We start from the raw sequence: 20440 nt of genomic DNA on the forward strand, positions 1-20440 counted from the left end.
AGACTTTAATTTCGATTTAGAAATTAGATTAGGAGCAGGAGCCTTCGTATGTGGAGAAGAGACAGCACTAATCAATTCAATAGAAGGCAAGAGAGGAATGCCAAGACCAAGGCCTCCATTCCCAGCCCACAAAGGAATATGGGATAAGCCAACATTATTAAACAATGTAGAAACCTATGCCAACATACCACAAATCATACTAAATGGAGCCGATTGGTTTGCAGGAATAGGAACAGAAAAATCCAGAGGAACAAAGGTGTTTGCCCTAGGTGGAAAGATAAATAATACAGGACTATTGGAAATACCAATGGGAACAACCCTAAGAGAAGTAATCTACGAAGTAGGGGGCGGAATACCAAACGGTAAAGCCTTCAAAGCAGTACAAACAGGAGGACCATCAGGAGGATGTATTCCAGCTGCGCATCTAGATACACCAATAGACTATGACAATCTTATAGAACTTGGGTCGATGATGGGTTCAGGCGGAATGATTGTAATGGATGAGGATAACTGTATGGTAGACATTGCAAGATTCTTCTTAGACTTTACAGTAGATGAATCCTGTGGAAAGTGTACACCTTGTAGAGAAGGTACAAAAAGAATGCTGGAAATATTAGAAAAGATTGCAGATGGAAAAGGTCAGCCAGCTGACTTAGATAAGCTTGAAAGTCTAGCCAAGACTATTAAATCAGCTTCATTATGTGGTCTCGGACAAACAGCACCAAACCCAGTATTGTCAACACTTCATTACTTTAGACATGAATATGAAGCCCACGTAAATGACAAAAAATGTCCTGCAGGAGTGTGTCAAGCATTACTACAATATTTAGTTATACCAGAGCTATGTAAAAAATGTGGTATATGCGCCAACAAGTGTCCTGTAAACTGTATAGATGGTGTTAAGGGTAAGGAAGTATATGTTATCAGACAAGAAGATTGTATTAAGTGTGGAGCTTGTATGGAAGCATGTCCCTTCAAAGCCATCAAAAAGGGCTAAGGGTGAATAGTATTCATTAGAATTTTCAAAAGGAGGATGAAGTATGATCACCGTAAAAATAAATGGCTTTGAAGTACAAGTTGAAAACGGTTCAACAATACTTGAAGCTGCAAATAAAATTGGTATAAAAATTCCAACCTTTTGTCATGATCCAAGACTACGACCTCATGGGTCCTGTAGGATTTGTACAGTAGAGGTTAAAGGTGGTAGAAATCTACCAACGGCTTGTACAACACCAGTATATGAAGGTATGGAAGTAGAAACAGAAAGTGATTCGGTTGTAGAAGCAAGAAAAGAGATACTTGATTTACTGTTGGCAAACCATCCACTTGACTGTTTAACCTGTGAAAAGGCAGGAAGATGTACACTGCAAGATTTATGCTTTAAATACGACATCAAAGAAACCTCTTATGATGGAGCTAAAAAAGAATTTGAAATTGACAACTCAAATCCATTCTACTATAGCGATCAGAACAAGTGTATCCTATGTGGAAAGTGTGTTTATGTGTGTGGGCAACTACAGAGCACAGAGGCTATAGGCTTTGCTGAAAGGGGTTTCCCAACCCATATTGCAACACCATTTAATCAAGGACTAGAAGAGTCAACCTGTGTTTCCTGTGGAAACTGTGTTTCAGTTTGCCCAGTTGGAGCATTAATGCCTAAGAGCAAAGAAAAATTCAGATACTGGGAAACAAAGTCTGTTAGAACTACTTGCTCATACTGTGGAGTAGGCTGTCAAATGGATTTATTGGTTAAGGACAACAAGATTGTTGAAGTTGAGCCTGCTATGGGTCCATCTAACGAAGGATTACTATGTGTAAAGGGTAAGTTTGCCTATAATTTTGTAGGACATCCAGATAGATTAAAAACACCATTAATCCGTAAAAATGGTAAGCTGGAAGAAGCTACATGGGATGAAGCCTATGAGCTAATCGCTAGTAAAATTAAGGATGCTAAGGAAAACCATGGACCAAATTCCATTGCTGGACTTTCATCTGCCAGATGTGCAACAGAAGAAAACTATTTAATGCAAAAATTGATGAGGGCAGTAGTAGGTACCAATAGTGTAGACCACTGCGCACGCCTCTGACATTCCTCTACGGTTGCAGGTCTTGCAATCACATTAGGTAGTGGAGCTATGACTAACGGTATAACTGAAGTTAGAAAGGCAGATGCTATATTTTTAACTGGTTCCAATACAACTGAAAATCATCCAGTTATTGGTGCACAAATTAAACAGGCAATCAAGAATGGAACAAAATTAATTGTTGCTGACCCAAGAGAAATCGAATTGGCAAAGTATGCAGAAGTATTCTTAAAAATTAAGCCAGGAACCAGCATTGCCCTTTCTAATGCTATGATGAATGTAATCATTGGAGAAGGCCTTCATGATGAAGACTTCATAAAGGAAAGAACAGAGAACTTTGATGAAGTGGCTAATTTAGTTAAGGATTACACACCTGAAAAGGTTGCCGAAATATGCGGTGTTGATGCAGAAGATATACGAAAAGCTGCTAGAATTTATGCTGAAGCCGAAAGAGGAAGCATAGTATACTGTATGGGAATAACACAGCATCATAATGGAACAGAGAACGTAATGAGTTTATCTAACCTTGCATTAGCCACAGGTAACCTTGGAAAAGAAGGTACTGGAGTTAATCCATTAAGAGGACAAAATAACGTTCAAGGTGCTTGTGATATGGGAGCATTACCAAATGTATTCCCAGGATACCAACCAGTAAATAAGCCTGAGATAGTTGAAAAATTTGAAAAGGCTTGGGGTGTAACATTATCTAAAGAGGTAGGTTTAACAATTCCAGAAATCGTTCATGGTGCTGAACATGGAGATATCAAGGTGTTATATATTATGGGAGAAAACCCAATGGTATCTGATCCTGATACAGCCCACGTAGAAAAGGGATTGAAAAATACCTTCCTTGTTGTGCAGGATATTTTCCTAACAGAAACAGCTGAGCTGGCAGATGTAGTATTACCAGCAGCATCATTTGCTGAAAAGGATGGTACCTTTATAAATTCTGAAAGAAGAGTTCAGAGAATTAGAAAGGCTGTAGATGCTCCAGGTGTTGCTAAATCAGATTGGGAAATACTAATGGAGTTAATGAATAAGCTGGGCTATGATAAAAAGTACAATAGCGCAGAAGATATATTTGAAGAAATTAGAACAGTTACACCACAATATGCAGGTATAACCTATGGTAGAATTGAAGAGGTTGGAATCCAGTGGCCATGTCCAACTGAAGATCATCCAGGTACTCAATTCCTACACCAAGGAAAATGTGCCCGTGGAGCTGGGCTGTTCATGCCAGTAAGCTTCTCCCCATCAGGTGAGCTTAGCGACGAAGATTACCCACTTGTTATGACCACCGGTAGAGTATTATATCAATACCATACTAGAACAATGACAGGTAAGACAGAGGGTATTAATGAGAAGGCACCTGAGAGCTTCATAGAAATTCATCCAAGCCTTGCTGAAGAGTTAGGTATAGAAGATGGCGAAATGGTTAAGGTTTCTTCTAGACGTGGTGAAATCCAAACAAAAGCTAAATTAACAGATATAGTATCAGAAAAGGTTGTATTTATGCCATTCCACTGGGCAGAGGGTGCAGCTAACGTATTAACAAATGGTTCAGTATTAGATAAATATTCAAAGATACCTGAACTAAAGGTATGTGCAGTAAAAGTAAATAAAATTTCTTAAAGGATGTACAATTAGTATAACAACATAAAAATAGCCATTCATTTTAATGAATGGCTATTTTAAGTTATAAAATTTAACCCCATTGTCCGTTTATAAATTCCTCCATTCGCCGATCATACTCAGCTTTAAAAAGCTCCTCATGACCTTCTTCCCAGGTTGCTAAAACATAAAACAGCTTCTTAGCATTGGCCTCCGTAGCTCTATCGGACATACTTCTATAGAATTCTGCAAAATCCTTCTCTATCAAATAAGCCATTCTAAGTATAGTTAATTCAGGCGTTAAGGATTCCATCATTGTTTCGCCAAGCTGTTCTCTTTCGAAGCGGGTATTAAAAAGGTTATTCTCTTTATCTATATCTACTGTAACATCTTTAATCTCATTTTTTGACTCATAATAGGATAACTGCTCCTTTAAAAATTCATAATGCTCCATTTCAACAGCAGCAAGCTTTTCAAACAAATCTCTTGCAGTAGGCGAAGAGAATTTCACTGCATTTTCTTTATAAAATGTAAAGCCTTGTTTTTCCATCTCCATTGCATATTTCAGTATTCCTTTGTAATTTTCCATGCTACACCTCCAAGTTTGTTAATTCTATCACACTAATGATATCATAGATAAATAGGTAATAAAATGATAAACTGGAAAAATAGATATTAGATTTTAGTTAATGATATAATAAGAATAAGTAGAGATATTCATAGGAGGGACAATAATGACAAATGTAAAAAAGGTTGGCATACAGAAGGTTAGTGAAGGTTCTTGTGAAGAGGTAGAGGATCTACTAGTCGTTGAATATCCCTTTACTATTTTTGTTAATGATAGTGAATTTATAACTCTTTTATGCACTCCAGAGGGATTAGATTATTTGGCACTAGGATTTTTAGCTTCTGAAGGAGTTATTAAATCAATAGATCAAATTGATACCATCCGTATTGAGGAAGAAAAAGGGCAAGCATATATTAATACAAATGTCCCTTTAGGATTAAAAGAAAAGCTTTATGGAAAAAGGACAATAACCACAGGCTGTGGGAAAGGAACTGTCTTTTATAATGTACTCGACTCTCTTGGTACTCAACGGATAAATAGTACCACCAACATTACATCTGAAAGCATTTTTAACCTAGTTAACCAATTTAACAAAATGTCTAAACTATTCAAAGACACAGGGGGAGTTCACAGCTGTTGTCTATGTAATGATAAAGAAATCATATTGTTCCACGAAGATGTTGGAAGGCATAACGCGCTGGATAAAATCATAGGTGAGGCTATGATAAAGGACATAAGGCTAGATGATAAAATCTTAATTAGTAGTGGTAGAATTTCATCAGAAATGATAATTAAAACCAGTAAGAGAGGTATACCTATCATTATTTCTCGTTCTGCCCCCACCAATTTGTCCTATAATATAGCCAAGGATTTGGGTGTTACTTTAGTGGGATTTGTTAGAGGAAAGAGAATGAACATATATAATGATGAAAACAGAGTTTTAATTTCTACTAATTGATGTTATAATTGTTTTATAAATATTAATATTTATTTCCGAGCTATTTTCTTCTAAGGGTAATATAACCTATGAAGAATAGCCAACGGGTGCAGGAAGAAATTCTTGTGCCTCCCGATTTGGAAAGGAAATAAGGTAGTATTATAAATACTAGCCAGTCCTTTTTGGGGGACTGGCTTAATTTATTTCTAGTAATTTCAACTATGATAGAGACGGGGTGACCTTATGAAGGATAACTTTTCACGAAAAATAAACTATATGAGGATTTCTATAACTGACCTATGTAATTTAAGATGTCAATATTGTATGCCAGAAGTGGGAATTAGTAATAAGAAATTTCATAAAGATATGCTTTCCTTTGAAGAAATAATTACAGTAGTTAGAGAAGCTGCTACATTAGGTATAAATAAGATTCGTATTACCGGAGGAGAACCCCTAGTAAAAAAAGAGATTATTAAGCTTATTGAATCAATAGCTAAAATTGATGGAATAGATGATATAGCCATGACTACAAATGGACTTTTACTAAAGAAAATGGCACAGGATCTTAAAAATGCTGGATTGAAAAGAGTAAATATAAGTATTGATTCCTTGAAACCCAACAGATTTAAAGAAATTACTAGAGGGGGAAATTTAAGCGATGTACTAGATGGAATACAAGAAGCTATTAGACTAAATATGACACCCTTAAAGTTGAATACTGTTGTTATTGGTGGGTTTAATGAAGATGAAATTGAAGATTTTGCTCGTTTAACAATTGCCGACAACATTGATGTTAGATTTATAGAGCTGATGCCGGTAGGTGAAGCTAGTAAATGGGCAGAAGAAAGATTTTTATCAAATGAAGAGGTTAGAAATCGAATTGGCAACTTAACTGCAGTATCACATGAAACAAATGGACCTGCAAAATATTACTCTTTACCTGGAGCAAGGGGAAGAGTTGGCTTCATTAACCCTGTAAGTAGCCACTTCTGTGGAAGCTGTAATAGAATCCGTTTAACCAGTGATGGTAGGCTAAAACCTTGCCTTCATAGTAATGACGAGATTGATATAATTAGTGTAATTCGAAATAATCCAGAAAAGGTGAAAGAAACTTTACAATTTGCTATACATGCTAAGCCTGAAAAGCATTATCTATATACAAACATGCATGAAATTGGAGAAAGAAATATGTCCGAAATAGGGGGATAATAAAGTGGCAAATATTGTTGCAATATTCAGCAAAGGCCCAGATAAGAGTATAACTGAAGTGTCGGATATATATATTAGCTCTATGAATTATAAAGGTAAAAATAAAGAACGTCAAATTAGTATTATTACTAAGGATGGTTATGATCTACTGAAGTCTGCAAATATAAAAGGATTTTGTCACTTTAAGTTTTATGCTGATTTAATGGTTGATGTCAATTTCCCGGGGAATATCTTAAAATTTGACAAAGTAAGTATAGGAAATTCTATTATTGAAATCACTTCAATTGGCAAAGAATGTCATAAGGATTGCCCCCTTATGACTAAAATATTAGAATGCACATTAAGGCAGCATATAGCCTTTGCTTCAATTATAAAAGATGGTTTAATTAAAAAAGGAGATGATTTAAAGAGATGGCTATAAAAGAGATCAACTCTTTATCTTTTGCTTTTCACATTGAGTAATCAAATAATTTCACTATATTATTACCATCTAAATCCATACGATAGAAACTTAAATCAGCATAAAAATAAATTTGGTTATTAATAATGTGAATATTTTCTACTACTCCTTCATACAACAGAACTTCTTCCTTTGTTGACACATTAATTTTATATAATATCCAATCGGAATACCGACTTGTTTTAGTTCTTGTAGAAATATATAGCCAATCATCTTTAATATTCATGTATTCATTAAAATGATTATTATCTTCCTTTATTAATGACTCATTAGTACCATCATGTCTAATCCCTTTTATTCTTCTCATTCCATTAAAATAATAAATCCATTCATCATCCATAACCATGAATAAAGCTTCATCTGTTGATAAATTCTGTTTGTCACTACCATCGGTTTTAATTCTATATAAAAGTCTTGCCCCTGAAAGGTAATAAATCCACTCATCATAAATATAAAGATAATATATCATATAGTCATCAACCAGTTTCTCTTCTTCCGTTCCATCATTTCTTACTTTATATATACCTCCATTTTTCTCATGGGGATGAAAGTAATATAAATACTCATCTCCCTTTATTACTTGAAATGTTTTTTTATTACTTAATTGCGTCACTTCCCTTCCATCTATTTTCATTTTATAAAGTCCAAGTTCTTGGTCAGTACCTATTGTGGTGTAAATCCAGTCATCTTTGATTAACACTCTTCCAAATAAACCATCTGCTATTTTTATTGTTTTTTTAGGGTCTTTATTAAATTTATATATTCCTAATTCTGATATATTATTAAAATAAATATCTCCATTATAACCAAAGAAAATATTTCTGTTTGCTGAATTAGACACACTATTCCAATCTTTATTATTATTTTTTATCAAACTGCACCCCGGCATAAGTATTATAAATACAATAATAATTAAAATTAACTTTTTCAAAGTAGCAGCCCCTTTCATATTATAAAAGACTATATAAGTCTACAGGCTAAAACTGAAATACCTATCTCTATTTTACCATTTTTGTAAAATATGGGTACAATGTTTACTGCCATCTTTTCACCATTAATAATTACGTGCACTTTTCCAGAATAAAAATGTAAGGTGCTGAGACAGTTTTGCTGTCGTCTAAGGAAACTTAGGGTTTACTAGTGAAAGTGGCCATATGCTTTTGTTCTTAAGTATTATTCTTTTTATCCTTTGTAATGGGTGAATAATGAGGAATGTGTTGGAATAAACTTAGGTAGGAGGGGTTATATGGATAGAGTGAAGCGATATAAAATCCATTTTTTTTTGTTTGTTATTTTTATGGCTTTTGTTTTTATAGGTCCATACTATTTTCTAAGCTATAAACCGCAGGAAATGACCTACAATAGGTCGGAGAAATCTCAACAGTGGACTGGAGTTATAACATTTTGGGATTTTCCACGACTTGATAAGAAAACTGGTGGGCAATATAACTGGATAAATGAGAAAATTAGGAGCTTTGAAAGGGCAAATCCTGGAGTATATATAGATTTTCAGCCTTTAGATTGGGAGAAGGGAGCAATAAAGCTAGATGCAGCCCTAAAACTGGGGAATTTGCCAGATATTATACCAGTAGGTAGCAATTATACAATTATTTCCCAAGATGTACTGGAGCCCTTAGATAAATATTTTAGTTTAGATGAATTAAAAGACTTTAAAGAAGAAGCCCTTAGGGCAGTAACCTATAATGGTGAAATTCTTGCTATGCCATGGATGATGACCACCTATAGTCTAATATTAAATCTAGACTTATTTAGCAAAAGAGGAGTTGAGCCCCCACTTGATGGATACTGGACATATGAAGAGTTTATTGATAAGCTTCAACAGCTTACATTTGATAGTAGAGGAAGAGGAAAAATTGATCACTATGGATTTAATAGCTCTGTACAAGCTGGGTATTATAATATTTGGGGGATTATTTTAAGCGATGGAGGACGAGTTATTGATGATAAGCTAGATTTTGTATTCAATGATGAAGCAGCTTATTCTGGAGTTGAAAAAGTAATTGATATGAAGCAAAAATATGGAGTTACCCATCCTACTTTTGGAGAAAATACATCAAACGAGGCTTGGACAACTTTTTATAGAGATAAGAATGTAGCTGTTATACCAGCAGGAACATGGTCATTAAATGTACTGGAAAGGTTAAGAAATGAAGGCAAGGGCTTCAATTATGCAGTAGCACATTACCCTACAGGCACCCTAGGAAATCCAGTCTCCATGAGTAATACTGTAGGCTCCTATGGCATATCAAAGCAGGAGGACCCAGAAAAATTAGAAGTTTGTGTAGCATTTCTTAAGTACCTAATAAAGGATGAATACCAAAACCAGCTTAATCGATTAGGTGTCTTTCCTGTTAAAAAATCATTAGGTAATTTATATGTAGATGATCCCAACATGTCTCTTATATATGAATCCTTAGAAAATACAATCATAATACCGCCACATCCCTATTGGAATGATATTGATGAGATACTTCAAAAAGAAATACAGCAGGGAGTCCTTGGTAAGAAGGACATAAAAAGAGTTATGGAGGATGGAGAAGAAAAGGTTAATTCTTTAGTTAACCTAAAGGGTAGATATTGATGGTATTTGAGAATTGACCATATTAATAAAAAAGGATATACTTTAAGAGCAAATGGAAAAGAAGTTAAATTGAAAATGGAGAATGGAAAATTTAAAATTAGTGAAGAATTAAGAGCGAAAAACCTTAAAGAAGCGAAGAATTAAGAGTATAAAAGGATAAATAGAAATTTGCAGGCAAATTTCCACAATAATTACTCATTACTCATTTTACATATTATATATTACTTATTTACATCAAGGAGTGAATTTAATGGATAAATTAGTACTTCATCAGGAGCTCTTGAAGTTTATGAGCTCTGAAAGGGTTCTATTGGATGAACCTATGAAAAAGCATACTTCCTTTAAAATAGGCGGGCCAGCTGATCTTTTGTTAATACCAAATACAATAGAAGAGATTCAAAAAATAATAGATTTATGTAGAGAAAAAAATGCTCCATTTTTTGTTATGGGAAATGGATCAAATTTATTGGTTCGAGATAAGGGCCTTCGGTTGGTGGTTATTAAAATTGCAGAAAACTTTAATAGAGTTTGTATTGAAGGCTCTAAGATTACCGCTCAAGCAGGTGTTCTATTATCATCCCTTTCAAAAGCAGCTTTAAAGGAGAGCTTAAGTGGGTTGGAGTTTGCAAGTGGTATTCCAGGAACATTAGGTGGTGCAATTACTATGAATGCTGGAGCCTACGGAGGCGAAATGAAAGATGTAGTCACCGCCTGTAAAGTAATCGACAGAGAAGGTCAGATTAGGGAATTATCAATTGAAGCCATAGAAATGGGTTATAGAACAAGCATTATTCAAAAACTACAATATATAGTACTAGAGGTTGAAATGAAATTGGAAAAAGAAGACTATATGGTTATTAAGGATAAGGTTGATGAATTAAATCTTCAAAGGACAACAAAGCAGCCCCTACATCTTCCAAGTGCAGGAAGTGTGTTTAAAAGACCTGAAGGCTTCTTTGCAGGTAAGCTTATACAGGATAGCAATTTAAAAGGCTACAAAGTTGGTGGAGCACAGGTGTCAGAGCTCCATAGCGGCTTTATTGTAAATGTTGATAATGCAACAGCAGAAGATGTTATTAGTTTAATTAAGCATATACAACAGGAAGTGAAAAGAAGATTTGACGTAGAATTACATACAGAAGTAAAGATAATTGGTGAAGAATAGTGTAATCAAATGAAGAGGTGTATATAAGATGAGGGTAGTTATAATTACTGGATTGTCAGGTGCTGGCAAAAGTCAGGCTGTAAAATATATGGAGGATTTTGGGTATTATTGTATTGATAACTTGCCTCCTGTATTAATACCTAAATTTATGGAGCTATGTCATCAAACCCATGGGAAGATAGAAAAAGTTGCTCTAGTTATTGATATACGAGGAGGCCTATTTTTCGATGATTTATATGAAGGTCTTGATAATCTCGAGGAGTTAGGATATCAATATGAAATACTTTTCCTTGATGCCAGTGATGATATATTAGTAAAGCGTTTTAAAGAAACAAGAAGAAGTCATCCAATGTCTGTGGATGGATCAATAGGAGAAGGCATTTCAAAAGAAAGAGAAAAACTCAAGAAGTTCAAAAAAATGGCCAGTCATATCATTGATACAACAAAGCTTATTCCTGCCCAGCTTAAAGAAGAATTGAAAAATATTTACCTTGAGGGTAAGGAGTCAAGCAATCTTATGATTTCTATTGTTTCCTTTGGCTTTAAGCATGGGATTCCCCTTGATGCCGACTTAGTATTTGATGTTAGGTTCTTGCCAAACCCATACTATATTGATGAACTTCGAGATTATACAGGAAACGATGAATCTGTTAGAGATTATGTGATGAATTCACCAGTAAGTGTAGCCTTTGGGGAAAAATTACTAGATCTCATATCTTTTTTAATACCACAATATATTAAAGAAGGGAAAAATCAATTGGTAATAGCCATTGGGTGTACAGGTGGGAGACATCGTTCTGTTACCATTAGTCATCTTTTGTTTAATCAACTTAAAGAGAATGATAATCGTGTTATTTTGAACCATAGAGATGCTTTCTTAATAAAAGAAAGGAAAAAGGAATAATATGAGATGGATTGAATGGATGAAACCAGGTCTCCAAATTAAAAGATGGGCGTTAATTGTTTTTGTAGGTATCATCTTACTGGCTTTATCCTTTGCAAGCTTTGTTAGTAGTATGAATCTATCTTTAAATCCAATTATAGTTATGCTATCGGGCTTCATTGGGCTTATTCTTATTCTGTTTGCGGTAAATAAAGTTATATCATCAATAATAAATCTTTACTATATACAGCCACCAATGCAAAGTAAAACTCAATCACCAAAACTAAATCAGGTTTTCTATGATAAAAAAATACGATCTAGAGGGCCAAAGGTAGTAGTAATCGGCGGTGGAACTGGTCTATCTGTTTTACTAAGGGGCTTAAAGCAATTCACATCAAATATTACAGCTATAGTTACTGTTGCAGATGATGGAGGAGGATCTGGAAAGCTTAGAGAAGACTTAGGTATGCTTCCGCCTGGTGATATAAGAAATTGTATTTTGGCACTGGCAGAGATGGAACCCACAATGGAAAAGCTATTACAGTACAGATTTGAAGAGGGGACATTAAAAGGACAGAGCTTTGGGAATCTATTAATTGCCGCAATGAATGGTATAAGCGGTAATTTTGAAGATGCAATAAAAAGCATCAGTGAGGTATTAGCAGTAACTGGTAGTGTTCTACCTGTAACCTTAGAAAGCATTGTTTTATATGCAAAGCTGGAGAATGGACGAATAATTAAAGGTGAATCCAATATACCTTCAAAAAGCTTAGAGGAAAATAGCCCCATTGAAAAGGTATTTATTAAGCCAAAAGAATCAGAGGCAGTACAGGATGCAATTGAATCAATTCTCCAGGCTGATATTGTTGTGCTTGGACCAGGGAGCTTATACACCAGTATTATTCCAAATCTATTGATACAGAATATAAAGGATAGTCTTCTGAAAACAGATGCCCTTAAGGTTTATATACCTAATGTAATGACTCAGCCAGGAGAAACAGATGACTATTCTGTTACTAGGCATGTTGAAGCAATACTAGCCCATTGTCAGCAAATAGAAATAGACTGTGTAATTGCAAATATTGGCAGTATACCCGATAATATAAGTGAAAAATATAAACGAGAGGGTGCCAGTTTAATAAAACTTACAGATATAGACTGCAGAATACTAAAAGAAATGGGTATTGAGGTTATAGCAGATAATTTAATAGAGATAAAAAAAGATTATGTTCGACATGATGCAGTTAAGCTATCTAAAACAGTTGTAGACTTAGTATTAAAAGAAAAACTCTCTCAAGGAAAAGAAGGATTTATACAATATTTCATTATGAAAAGCGTGCTTAAGGGAAAATAATATGATTAGCGAATGCACTTTTTATTCTGCCGATTTGTTGGTGGATAAAGGGTGCTTTTTTTGACCCATTATGATTATTGAGGAGTATATAGCAATTATTTTCTAATCGTTATTATCTCCATCAATATAACTCATTTTACCAAACCATTATAACGATTAGTAATATTTTAAGTAATATACAAACTAATAATTGTTAACAGTCTAATTATCTTATACAATGGTAAAAAAGGAGGATTCTTATGGATGAATTAGATTTCAAAATTCTTAGACTTCTCGAGAAAAACGGCAGAATGTCCCATGAAGAAATCAGCAAAAGACTAAACATGTCAAGACCTGCAATACATCAACGAATATCCAAACTAGAACAGAGAGAAATAATTAAAGGATATAGTACTGTAATAGATTGGACTAAAGTGGGGCAGGGAATTAGAGGCATTGTATTCATTAATATAAGGACTACAGATTTTAATAAAATTATGGAGCAGGTGGCCAGTTTAAGAATAGAAGGACTTACTATAGAAAAGTGTTATAGAATTACCGGTCAATGGTGTATAATGCTTGAAATAAGAACAAGCAAAACAAGTCATATAACTAACCTGCATGATGACTTGCTTAAAATTGAAGGTATGTTGGAAACTTTTACAGTACTTATATTATCAGAAGTAAATAAGATTAAGTCTTTATAAGCAGGCTTAATGGTCAGCCAACAACTGAAACTTGGATGTATTAATTTGTAATCTATTTATAAAATAGACTAACACTACCAAAAAATAAGGGGGTTAAATCATGAAAAAAACTCTTGATTTTATTAATCAAGCAAACAAATGGGGCGCACATAACTATCATCCTATACCAGTGGTTATAGAAAGCGGAGAGGGCTGTTGGGTGTATGATGTAGAGGGTAAAAAATATCTAGATATGTTATCTGCGTATTCAGCAGTAAACCAAGGGCATAGACATCCCAAAATAGTAAATGCACTTATTGAACAAGTGAATCAAATACCTTTGACATCTAGAGCATTTCATAATAATAAAATGGGTAGTTTTTTAATGAAATTATGTCAATTAAGCGGATATGAAAAAGCTCTTCCTATGAATACTGGAGCAGAAGCTGTGGAGACAGCCCTGAAGGCGGCAAGAAAATGGGGTTATGTGAAGAAAAAAGTTGAAGCTGGCAAAGCAGAGATAATAGCCTGCAGTAATAATTTTCATGGCAGAACAATTAGTATTGTAAGCTTTTCATCGGAAGACCAGCATCAAAATGATTTTGGACCTGTTACTCCAGGATTTAAGGTTATTCCCTATGGTGATGCAGACGCGTTGGAGCACGCTATTAATGAAAATACAGTTGCTTTCATCATGGAGCCAATACAAGGAGAAGCTGGCATCATAATCCCGCCAGAAGGCTATCTGAAAAAGGTTCGTGAGATTACAAAGAAAAATAATGTACTTTTGATAATGGATGAAATTCAAACTGGATTTGGGAGAACCGGAAAACTTTTTGCACACCAACATGAGGATATTAGACCTGACATTATTACCCTTGGTAAGGCCCTTGGCGGAGGATTATATCCTATATCTGCAATTCTGGCTGACGATGAAGTTATGGAGGTATTTACACCGGGAGACCATGGATCTACCTTCGGAGGCAACCCACTTGCTGCAGCCATCGGAATGGCAGCCATTGATGTTATAGTAGAAGAAGGCCTTGCTGAAAGAGCGGATGAATTAGGAACATATTTTATAGATGGGTTAAAAAAAATAGACAGTCCATACATTAAAGAAATACGCGGCAAAGGATTAATGGTTGGCTTAGAAATAAAAGAGGAGTATGGAAGTGCTCGTCCATTATGTGAGAAGCTTATGAACTTAGGACTACTATGTAAGGAAACCCATGAGCTAACTATTCGATTCTGTCCATCATTGAAGATAAGCAAGGAAGAAATAGACTGGGCGATAGAAAACATAAAAACTGTTTTCGCTGAAGATATTACTCAATAATAGGGGAAATTTAATAAGAATTAGAGGAAAGTATGTTACCCTAGACGATTCTCGTCTAGGGATTTATTATGTAGAGGAGTTGTGAAATATGCTGCATTTTGATTTCTTATATTATTAAGTAAAATTTATTACTTAAAATAATCGATTTGTAGAATAATATATACATTCACTATATTTATTTTTTATGAAAGCATGTATAAAAAAAGGATTTTTAATTAAGTTTGTAGAAGCAAAGTATACGAAAAAATTTTAATGAGTCAAATTTTTTAATATCTACGTTATAAATAGGAGGAAAATGTATGAATACAAGGAAAGCGGAACCCTATAAAATTAAAATGGTTGAACCTATTAGACTTATACCTAGGGAAGAAAGAGAAAGAAAGATTAAGGAAGCTGGTTATAATCAATTTGCATTAAAAGCAGAGGATATTTATATCGATTTACTAACTGATAGCGGTACTGGTGCAATGAGTGACTGGCAATGGTCAGGGATCATGATGGGTGATGAGTCCTATGCAGGCAGCAGAAATTTTTACAATTTGGAAAAAAGTGTTCAAGATATAATTGGGTATAAGTATTTTGTTCCAACCCATCAAGGTAGAGGTGCAGAAAATGTACTGTTTCCACTATTGATTAAGCAAAAAGGACATTTTGTACTAGGAAATATGCATTTTGATACAACAAAGGCCCATATTGAGTTAAAGGGTGGTAGAGCTATAAACCTTGTAATAGAAGATGCATATGATACAGAAAAGGAACATCCCTTTAAAGGAAATTTTGATTTGCGAATGCTAGAGAGCTTTATAAAGGAAAACGGTGCTGAAAACTGCTCGTTTGTTTTAGTCACCGTAACTTGCAATAGCGCTGGAGGCCAACCAGTTTCTATGGAAAATATAAAAGGTGTAAAAAACATTGCAGATAAATATGGCTTAAGAGTTTTCTTTGATGCAGCAAGATTTGCTGAAAATGCTTACTTTATCAAGCAAAGGGAAGCAGGATATGAAAACAAAACCATAGCTGAAATCATTGTTGAAATGTTTAGCTATGGTGATGGTCTAACCATGAGTGCAAAAAAAGATGGAATTGTAAATATGGGTGGTATGGTGGCAATCAAAGATGATGAAGAATTATATACAAATGTCCGTTCTATGGTTGTGCCAATTGAAGGGTTCCCAACATATGGAGGATTATCTGGTAGAGATATGGAGGCTTTAGCGCGAGGTTTAAGGGAAGTTGTTGAAGAAGATTATTTAGAACATAGAATAGGACAAATAGAGTACCTGGGTCAAAGACTTATCGATGCTGGAATACCAATTCAAAGACCAGTTGGAGGTCATGCAGTATTTGTTGATGGTAAGAAGTTTTGCCCCCATATTCCATATTATCAATTCCCTGCTCAATCTGTTTGCGTTGAGCTTTACAAGGAGGCTGGTGTAAGGGCAGTAGAAATAGGTTCCTTCCTTCTAGGCAGAGATCCTGAAACAGGAGAGCACCTAGAGTCTCCAATGGAATTACTGAGATTAACTATTCCTAGACGAGTATATACAGACAGACATATGGATGTAGTTGCAGATGCATTAATTGAGATTTGGAAGCGAAGAGAAACATTAAAGGGCTTTGATTTCACCTATGAGCCAGAGGTTCTTAGACATTTTACTGCAAAGCTTAAACCAGTTGAATAATTTAAAGTTGTTATGTAAAGCCATGGACTACCATTCCATGGCTTTAGTATATTTTGGGGTATTTATTATTGTTCTTTCTTTTCATTACTCATTACTCATTACTCATTACTCATTGCTAATTACTCATTATTATTTGCAATTGATTTAGTTACACATTATTCATTTAGATTGAAATAAAAAGATTAATATGATAATTTATTAATATAGCAGATTAAATTTCATGATAACTGTTAAACTATAGTGTTTAATATTTCGGGTTAAAAAGACGTTATATGGGAAGAAGAAATATATATTTATAAATAATAATTAACTAAAGAAATGATTTATAAATGAACAGTTGAAGAGTAAGACGAAGGAGTTGAAGTTGTGCGACAAGAAATCAGTTCAGGTGGTGTTGTCATTTTTGGCAATGCAATTCTGATGCTTAAAAAATATAATGGAGATTGGGTCTTACCAAAGGGTAAGGTGGAAAAAGAAGAAGACTATGAACAAACTGCCATTAGAGAGGTGTATGAAGAGGCAGGAGTAAAGGTTGAAGTGTTAAAGTACTTAGGCAAGATACATTATACCTATAAAAATAATTGGGAAGATAACGATCAAATAAGCAAAACAGTACATTGGTTTTTAATGCAGTCGAAAAGCATTTATTGTAATCCTTTAAAGGAAGAGGGTTTTATTGAAGCGAAATTTGTTCATATAAACCGTGCTGTAGACTTAGCCAAATATGTTGACGAAAAGAAAATAATAAGGAAAGCTATTGACGAATTTAAAAACAATATAGAATAAGCTATTAAAAAAAATTGTACTTCAGTGATATATGGGGAAAATAAAGTAGTAAATAAAGATTCTAAAAGGTTGTGATGGAGCATGTCTTTTTCTCTAAAGGCAAAAGGAGAGCTTGCAAGAATATATGAAATGGATCGTTGCTGTCAGCTAGCAGAATTGGCAGCATTAATAAGGATGAGTGGAACACTACAACTGGCAGGCAGTCAAAAATTAAACCTTAATATCATTACAGAAAATCCTGCTATAGCCCGTAAGCTATTTAAAATGATTAAGGATACCTTCTCAATTCATACAGAGGTTATGGTAAGGAGAAATCCAAGGTTAAAAAAGAATAATCATTATTTAATTATTATTTCTCATCAAATGGGAAGTGATATAATCTTAAAAGATGTTGGGATTTTAAGGAAAGACAAAGAATCATTTGATATTACCTATGAAATACCTGATTCTATTGTAGAAAAACAATGCTGCAAAAGAGCGTATCTTAGAGGCGCTTTTTTAGGTGGGGGTTCTGTCAGCGACCCTGAAAAGACATATCATTTAGAATTTGTTACCAATAGTCGTGAACATAGTGTAGTTTTAAAAACACTTATGGAGGAATTTTCATTAAATGCAAAAATTATTTTAAGAAAAAACAGCTATGTGGTGTATCTAAAAGAAGGTGATCAGGTTGTGGATCTATTGAATATTGTAGGAGCCCATACTGCTCTGCTTAATTTAGAAAATGTAAGAATTATGAAGCAAATGAGGAATGATATAAATAGAATTGTAAACTGTGAAACTGCTAATTTAAGCAAAACAGTAAATGCATCAATGCGCCAAATAGAAAATATCAAATATATCAAAGAAACGGTAGGAATCAATAAGCTACCTAATAATTTAAGAGAAATAGCAGAACTAAGGGTAAAGCATTTAGATGCTACACTTAAGGAGCTGGGGCAAATGCTTAATCCTCCTATAGGCAAATCTGGAGTTAACCATAGACTTAGAAAAATTCAAGAGTTCGCAGAAAAGATTATAGATAGAAGTAAAAAACACCATTAATTGGTGTTTTTTTTTCTCCCATAGATTTATATAGTAATATATGACTATTTATTATAAATATAGAAAATTTACTATAAATAAACAGGAGTTTAGTATAAATTGTGGAAATATGTAATAAAGTGTTAAATGCTATTTCATCTATAATTTATTTATGCTTATTCGACAGCAAGGGGGTTAATTGATGATAAGAATGCATCTTTCTTCAGTAGACATTGGCATGTGCATAGCTAAACCAGTATACAATAACGATGGAAAGCTATTAATTGATAAAGGGAATATATTAAAGAAGACATATATATCAAAGCTTGAAAACTATGGCATTGAGTATATTTATATTGAATGGGATAAAAAGACAAATTATGCAGAAATCATATCAAAGGAAACAGCTAGAGAAGCATTAAGAGACATAGAGAAGATTATGAAGGACTTTAACTATTTTGAAAATGAAAAATTCAGTAAAATAAAAGACATAGTAAATCATATAGTAACACGACTTCTAAGTAAAAAAAATATACTTTTGTATATGACAGATATAAGAGGGATAGACGACTATACATTTCATCATAGCTTGTATGTGTGTGTGTATTCCCTGGTTATAGGTGTAGCCTTTGAGTATTCTAGAAAGCAACTGGAGGATCTTGGCATTGGAGCATTGCTTCATGATATTGGTAAGGTTGTGATACCTTCTAGCATACTAAAAAAGCCGTGGATATTAACAGGAAGTGAGTACGAAGAGATAAAAAAGCATTCAATTGAAGGCTACAATATTGTTAAAGAGATTGAAGGAATATCAGAGGAATCTTGTATTATTGTTAGAGATCATCATGAACGATTCGATGGAACGGGCTATCCCCATGGATTAAAGGGAAAGGAAATACATGAGTATGCACGTATTGTTGCTATATGTGATGTATTTGACGCATTGACATCTAATAGAATATACAGAGAAAGAATAACCTCCCACTATGCGCTGGAATATTTAATTGCATTGGGTAATCATCAGTTTGACTATGATATAATTAAGATTTTTCTTAAACATATCACTATATATCCAATTGGTACTAATGTTCAACTAGAATCCGGTGAGAGGGGAGTTGTTATTGAACGAAATGATGATTTACCAACTCGTCCTATAGTAAGAGTGAATAACAGCTTTATACATCAAATAAATAAACCTAATAAAATAATAGACTTAAAAAAACACCTCAATAATGGTATCAAGAAGGTTTTATAAAAACTTCAAGACTTTATCAATAGATCCAGAGATGGCGATTGCTATCTTTTTTTGCGTTATGGGATAAAAAAGTAAAAATTCATAAAATTAGACGAAATACAGACGGTAGGTTGATATAAATTGATTAACCTTTCGTCCCTTTATATAAGGGACGAAAGGTTTTTTTATTGCCTCTTTAGATTTAAATTTTTTTCGATTTGTTATAACCTGATTACCTTCACTCTATTGATCAATCGTAAAATATGCACTTATTGGGTACAGATTTTTGCTATGTTCTTGTGGTGATACTTCAAGAACAATTCGATACTTACCCGCAGAAACAGCTACCCATGTACTCATTGGTAGACTAACTTCTATCGAGTTGGAGGGCGATAGGTAATTCAGAATGCTGGTGAAGCCAACTTTTCCAGAATACGGTATTTCGTACCACTCATCATTATGATTTTTTTCAAGTATTATACCTTCTCCATAGTAAATAGTATATCTTGTATTGTTTTGTAGTGTCCATTTTATCGTATTAGCATCGTTATAGTATTCTACGTGTATAAAAGATACTCCCTCAAGGGTGTTCATTTGTTCTGGCAGAAATCTAGTTGGTTGCAAGCCATTTGTAGAATCATTGATATTATCCGTAACAGTTGCCTCCTTAATGTTTTTTATAATAACGATTCCCAATACAATCATTATCGCAAAAACAAGTGTTAAACTAATGACTTTTTTCATTGTTGCCTCCATTCCACCGCTCAGGCGATATAAGTACGTCACGAATACATAAGCTTCACAACATGATATTTCATCTTTCTTATACAGTAAAAGCTAA

18 protein-coding genes and 1 riboswitch are annotated in these 20440 nt (G+C 34.1%); of the genes, 15 read left to right on the top strand and 3 right to left on the bottom strand.

What is annotated here, in order from left to right; translation table 11 throughout:
* Together BLP68_RS18545 and fdhF are read left to right on the top strand one after the other, a co-directional pair.
* Positions 1 to 997, top strand: a 997-nt coding sequence (locus BLP68_RS18545; protein ID WP_143003125.1) for an NADH-ubiquinone oxidoreductase-F iron-sulfur binding region domain-containing protein, incomplete at its 5' end; no start/stop codon positions are given.
* Positions 998 to 1040: 43 nt separating this feature from the next.
* Positions 1041 to 3716, top strand: a complete 2676-nt coding sequence (gene fdhF / locus BLP68_RS18550; RefSeq protein WP_091546885.1) for a formate dehydrogenase subunit alpha — start codon at positions 1041 to 1043, stop codon at positions 3714 to 3716.
* A gap of 73 nt (positions 3717 to 3789) precedes the next feature.
* Here the strand turns inward: fdhF and BLP68_RS18555 are convergent, their stop codons facing one another.
* Positions 3790 to 4284: a ferritin-like domain-containing protein gene (locus BLP68_RS18555; RefSeq protein ID WP_091546888.1), complete on the bottom strand. Its 495-nt coding sequence runs from the start codon at positions 4282 to 4284 to the stop codon at positions 3790 to 3792.
* 145 nt (positions 4285 to 4429) lie between these two features.
* On the opposite strand from BLP68_RS18555, the gene fdhD reads away from it, so the two are divergent.
* The 3 genes from fdhD (at position 4430) to BLP68_RS18570 (ending at position 6830) form a co-directional block, all read left to right on the top strand.
* Positions 4430 to 5221 carry a formate dehydrogenase accessory sulfurtransferase FdhD gene (gene fdhD, locus BLP68_RS18560; RefSeq protein WP_091546890.1) on the top strand — a complete coding sequence of 264 codons (792 nt, stop codon included), beginning with the start codon at positions 4430 to 4432 and terminating at the stop codon, positions 5219 to 5221.
* 21 nt (positions 5222 to 5242) lie between these two features.
* A riboswitch (molybdenum cofactor riboswitch) is annotated at positions 5243 to 5365 on the top strand.
* Positions 5366 to 5443: 78 nt separating this feature from the next.
* Entirely contained in the window at positions 5444 to 6409 is a 966-nt protein-coding gene (gene moaA, locus BLP68_RS18565; RefSeq protein ID WP_091546892.1) for a GTP 3',8-cyclase MoaA, read from the top strand.
* 4 nt (positions 6410 to 6413) lie between these two features.
* Entirely contained in the window at positions 6414 to 6830 is a 417-nt protein-coding gene (locus BLP68_RS18570) for a hypothetical protein (RefSeq protein WP_091546895.1), read from the top strand.
* 28 nt (positions 6831 to 6858) lie between these two features.
* Here BLP68_RS18570 and BLP68_RS18575 read toward each other — a convergent pair whose 3' ends face one another.
* Positions 6859 to 7800: a DUF5050 domain-containing protein gene (locus tag BLP68_RS18575; RefSeq protein ID WP_176759106.1), complete on the bottom strand. Its 942-nt coding sequence runs from the start codon at positions 7798 to 7800 to the stop codon at positions 6859 to 6861.
* A 315-nt stretch (positions 7801 to 8115) separates the two neighbouring features.
* Between BLP68_RS18575 and BLP68_RS18580 the strand changes: the two genes are divergently transcribed.
* From BLP68_RS18580 to BLP68_RS18625, 10 genes are all read left to right on the top strand, one after another.
* Entirely contained in the window at positions 8116 to 9471 is a 1356-nt protein-coding gene (locus BLP68_RS18580; protein ID WP_091546899.1) for an extracellular solute-binding protein, read from the top strand.
* A gap of 250 nt (positions 9472 to 9721) precedes the next feature.
* Positions 9722 to 10636: a UDP-N-acetylmuramate dehydrogenase gene (gene murB, locus BLP68_RS18585; protein ID WP_091546900.1), complete on the top strand. Its 915-nt coding sequence runs from the start codon at positions 9722 to 9724 to the stop codon at positions 10634 to 10636.
* A 28-nt stretch (positions 10637 to 10664) separates the two neighbouring features.
* Positions 10665 to 11540, top strand: coding sequence for an RNase adapter RapZ (gene rapZ / locus BLP68_RS18590; protein ID WP_091546902.1), 876 nt, complete (start codon positions 10665 to 10667; stop codon positions 11538 to 11540).
* A 19-nt stretch (positions 11541 to 11559) separates the two neighbouring features.
* Positions 11560 to 12873, top strand: a complete 1314-nt coding sequence (locus BLP68_RS18595; RefSeq protein ID WP_278278256.1) for a gluconeogenesis factor YvcK family protein — start codon at positions 11560 to 11562, stop codon at positions 12871 to 12873.
* Between the two features lie 239 nt (positions 12874 to 13112).
* Positions 13113 to 13559 carry an Lrp/AsnC family transcriptional regulator gene (locus tag BLP68_RS18600; RefSeq protein WP_091546907.1) on the top strand — a complete coding sequence of 149 codons (447 nt, stop codon included), beginning with the start codon at positions 13113 to 13115 and terminating at the stop codon, positions 13557 to 13559.
* Between the two features lie 100 nt (positions 13560 to 13659).
* Entirely contained in the window at positions 13660 to 14874 is a 1215-nt protein-coding gene (gene rocD, locus BLP68_RS18605) for an ornithine--oxo-acid transaminase (RefSeq protein WP_091546909.1), read from the top strand.
* Between the two features lie 299 nt (positions 14875 to 15173).
* On the top strand, positions 15174 to 16556 hold the full coding sequence (locus BLP68_RS18610; protein ID WP_091546911.1) for a tryptophanase: 1383 nt from the start codon (positions 15174 to 15176) through the stop codon (positions 16554 to 16556).
* 366 nt (positions 16557 to 16922) lie between these two features.
* Positions 16923 to 17342 carry an NUDIX hydrolase gene (locus BLP68_RS18615; RefSeq protein ID WP_091546913.1) on the top strand — a complete coding sequence of 140 codons (420 nt, stop codon included), beginning with the start codon at positions 16923 to 16925 and terminating at the stop codon, positions 17340 to 17342.
* Between the two features lie 81 nt (positions 17343 to 17423).
* Positions 17424 to 18386, top strand: a complete 963-nt coding sequence (gene whiA, locus BLP68_RS18620; protein WP_091546915.1) for a DNA-binding protein WhiA — start codon at positions 17424 to 17426, stop codon at positions 18384 to 18386.
* 181 nt (positions 18387 to 18567) lie between these two features.
* Positions 18568 to 19620, top strand: coding sequence for an HD-GYP domain-containing protein (locus BLP68_RS18625; RefSeq protein WP_091546917.1), 1053 nt, complete (start codon positions 18568 to 18570; stop codon positions 19618 to 19620).
* Positions 19621 to 19842: 222 nt separating this feature from the next.
* Here the strand turns inward: BLP68_RS18625 and BLP68_RS18630 are convergent, their stop codons facing one another.
* Positions 19843 to 20343: an immunoglobulin-like domain-containing protein gene (locus BLP68_RS18630; protein ID WP_091546919.1), complete on the bottom strand. Its 501-nt coding sequence runs from the start codon at positions 20341 to 20343 to the stop codon at positions 19843 to 19845.
* Positions 20344 to 20440: the final 97 nt, after the last annotated feature.

The organism is Alkaliphilus peptidifermentans DSM 18978 (genome assembly GCF_900101495.1).
GTDB lineage: Bacteria > Bacillota > Clostridia > Peptostreptococcales > Natronincolaceae > Alkaliphilus_C > Alkaliphilus_C peptidifermentans.

What these genes read in the sequence shown, in the direction of transcription:
- BLP68_RS18555 (WP_091546888.1), bottom strand. Translation starts at nt 4,284, where the DNA reads ATGGAAAATTACAAAGGAATACTGAAATATGCAATGGAGATGGAAAAA.
- fdhD (WP_091546890.1), top strand. Translation starts at nt 4,430, where the DNA reads ATGACAAATGTAAAAAAGGTTGGCATACAGAAGGTTAGTGAAGGTTCT.
- moaA (WP_091546892.1), top strand. Translation starts at nt 5,444, where the DNA reads ATGAAGGATAACTTTTCACGAAAAATAAACTATATGAGGATTTCTATA.
- BLP68_RS18580 (WP_091546899.1), top strand. Translation starts at nt 8,116, where the DNA reads ATGGATAGAGTGAAGCGATATAAAATCCATTTTTTTTTGTTTGTTATT.
- murB (WP_091546900.1), top strand. Translation starts at nt 9,722, where the DNA reads ATGGATAAATTAGTACTTCATCAGGAGCTCTTGAAGTTTATGAGCTCT.
- rapZ (WP_091546902.1), top strand. Translation starts at nt 10,665, where the DNA reads ATGAGGGTAGTTATAATTACTGGATTGTCAGGTGCTGGCAAAAGTCAG.
- BLP68_RS18595 (WP_278278256.1), top strand. Translation starts at nt 11,560, where the DNA reads ATGAAACCAGGTCTCCAAATTAAAAGATGGGCGTTAATTGTTTTTGTA.
- BLP68_RS18600 (WP_091546907.1), top strand. Translation starts at nt 13,113, where the DNA reads ATGGATGAATTAGATTTCAAAATTCTTAGACTTCTCGAGAAAAACGGC.
- rocD (WP_091546909.1), top strand. Translation starts at nt 13,660, where the DNA reads ATGAAAAAAACTCTTGATTTTATTAATCAAGCAAACAAATGGGGCGCA.
- BLP68_RS18610 (WP_091546911.1), top strand. Translation starts at nt 15,174, where the DNA reads ATGAATACAAGGAAAGCGGAACCCTATAAAATTAAAATGGTTGAACCT.
- whiA (WP_091546915.1), top strand. Translation starts at nt 17,424, where the DNA reads ATGTCTTTTTCTCTAAAGGCAAAAGGAGAGCTTGCAAGAATATATGAA.
- BLP68_RS18625 (WP_091546917.1), top strand. Translation starts at nt 18,568, where the DNA reads ATGATAAGAATGCATCTTTCTTCAGTAGACATTGGCATGTGCATAGCT.
- BLP68_RS18630 (WP_091546919.1), bottom strand. Translation starts at nt 20,343, where the DNA reads ATGAAAAAAGTCATTAGTTTAACACTTGTTTTTGCGATAATGATTGTA.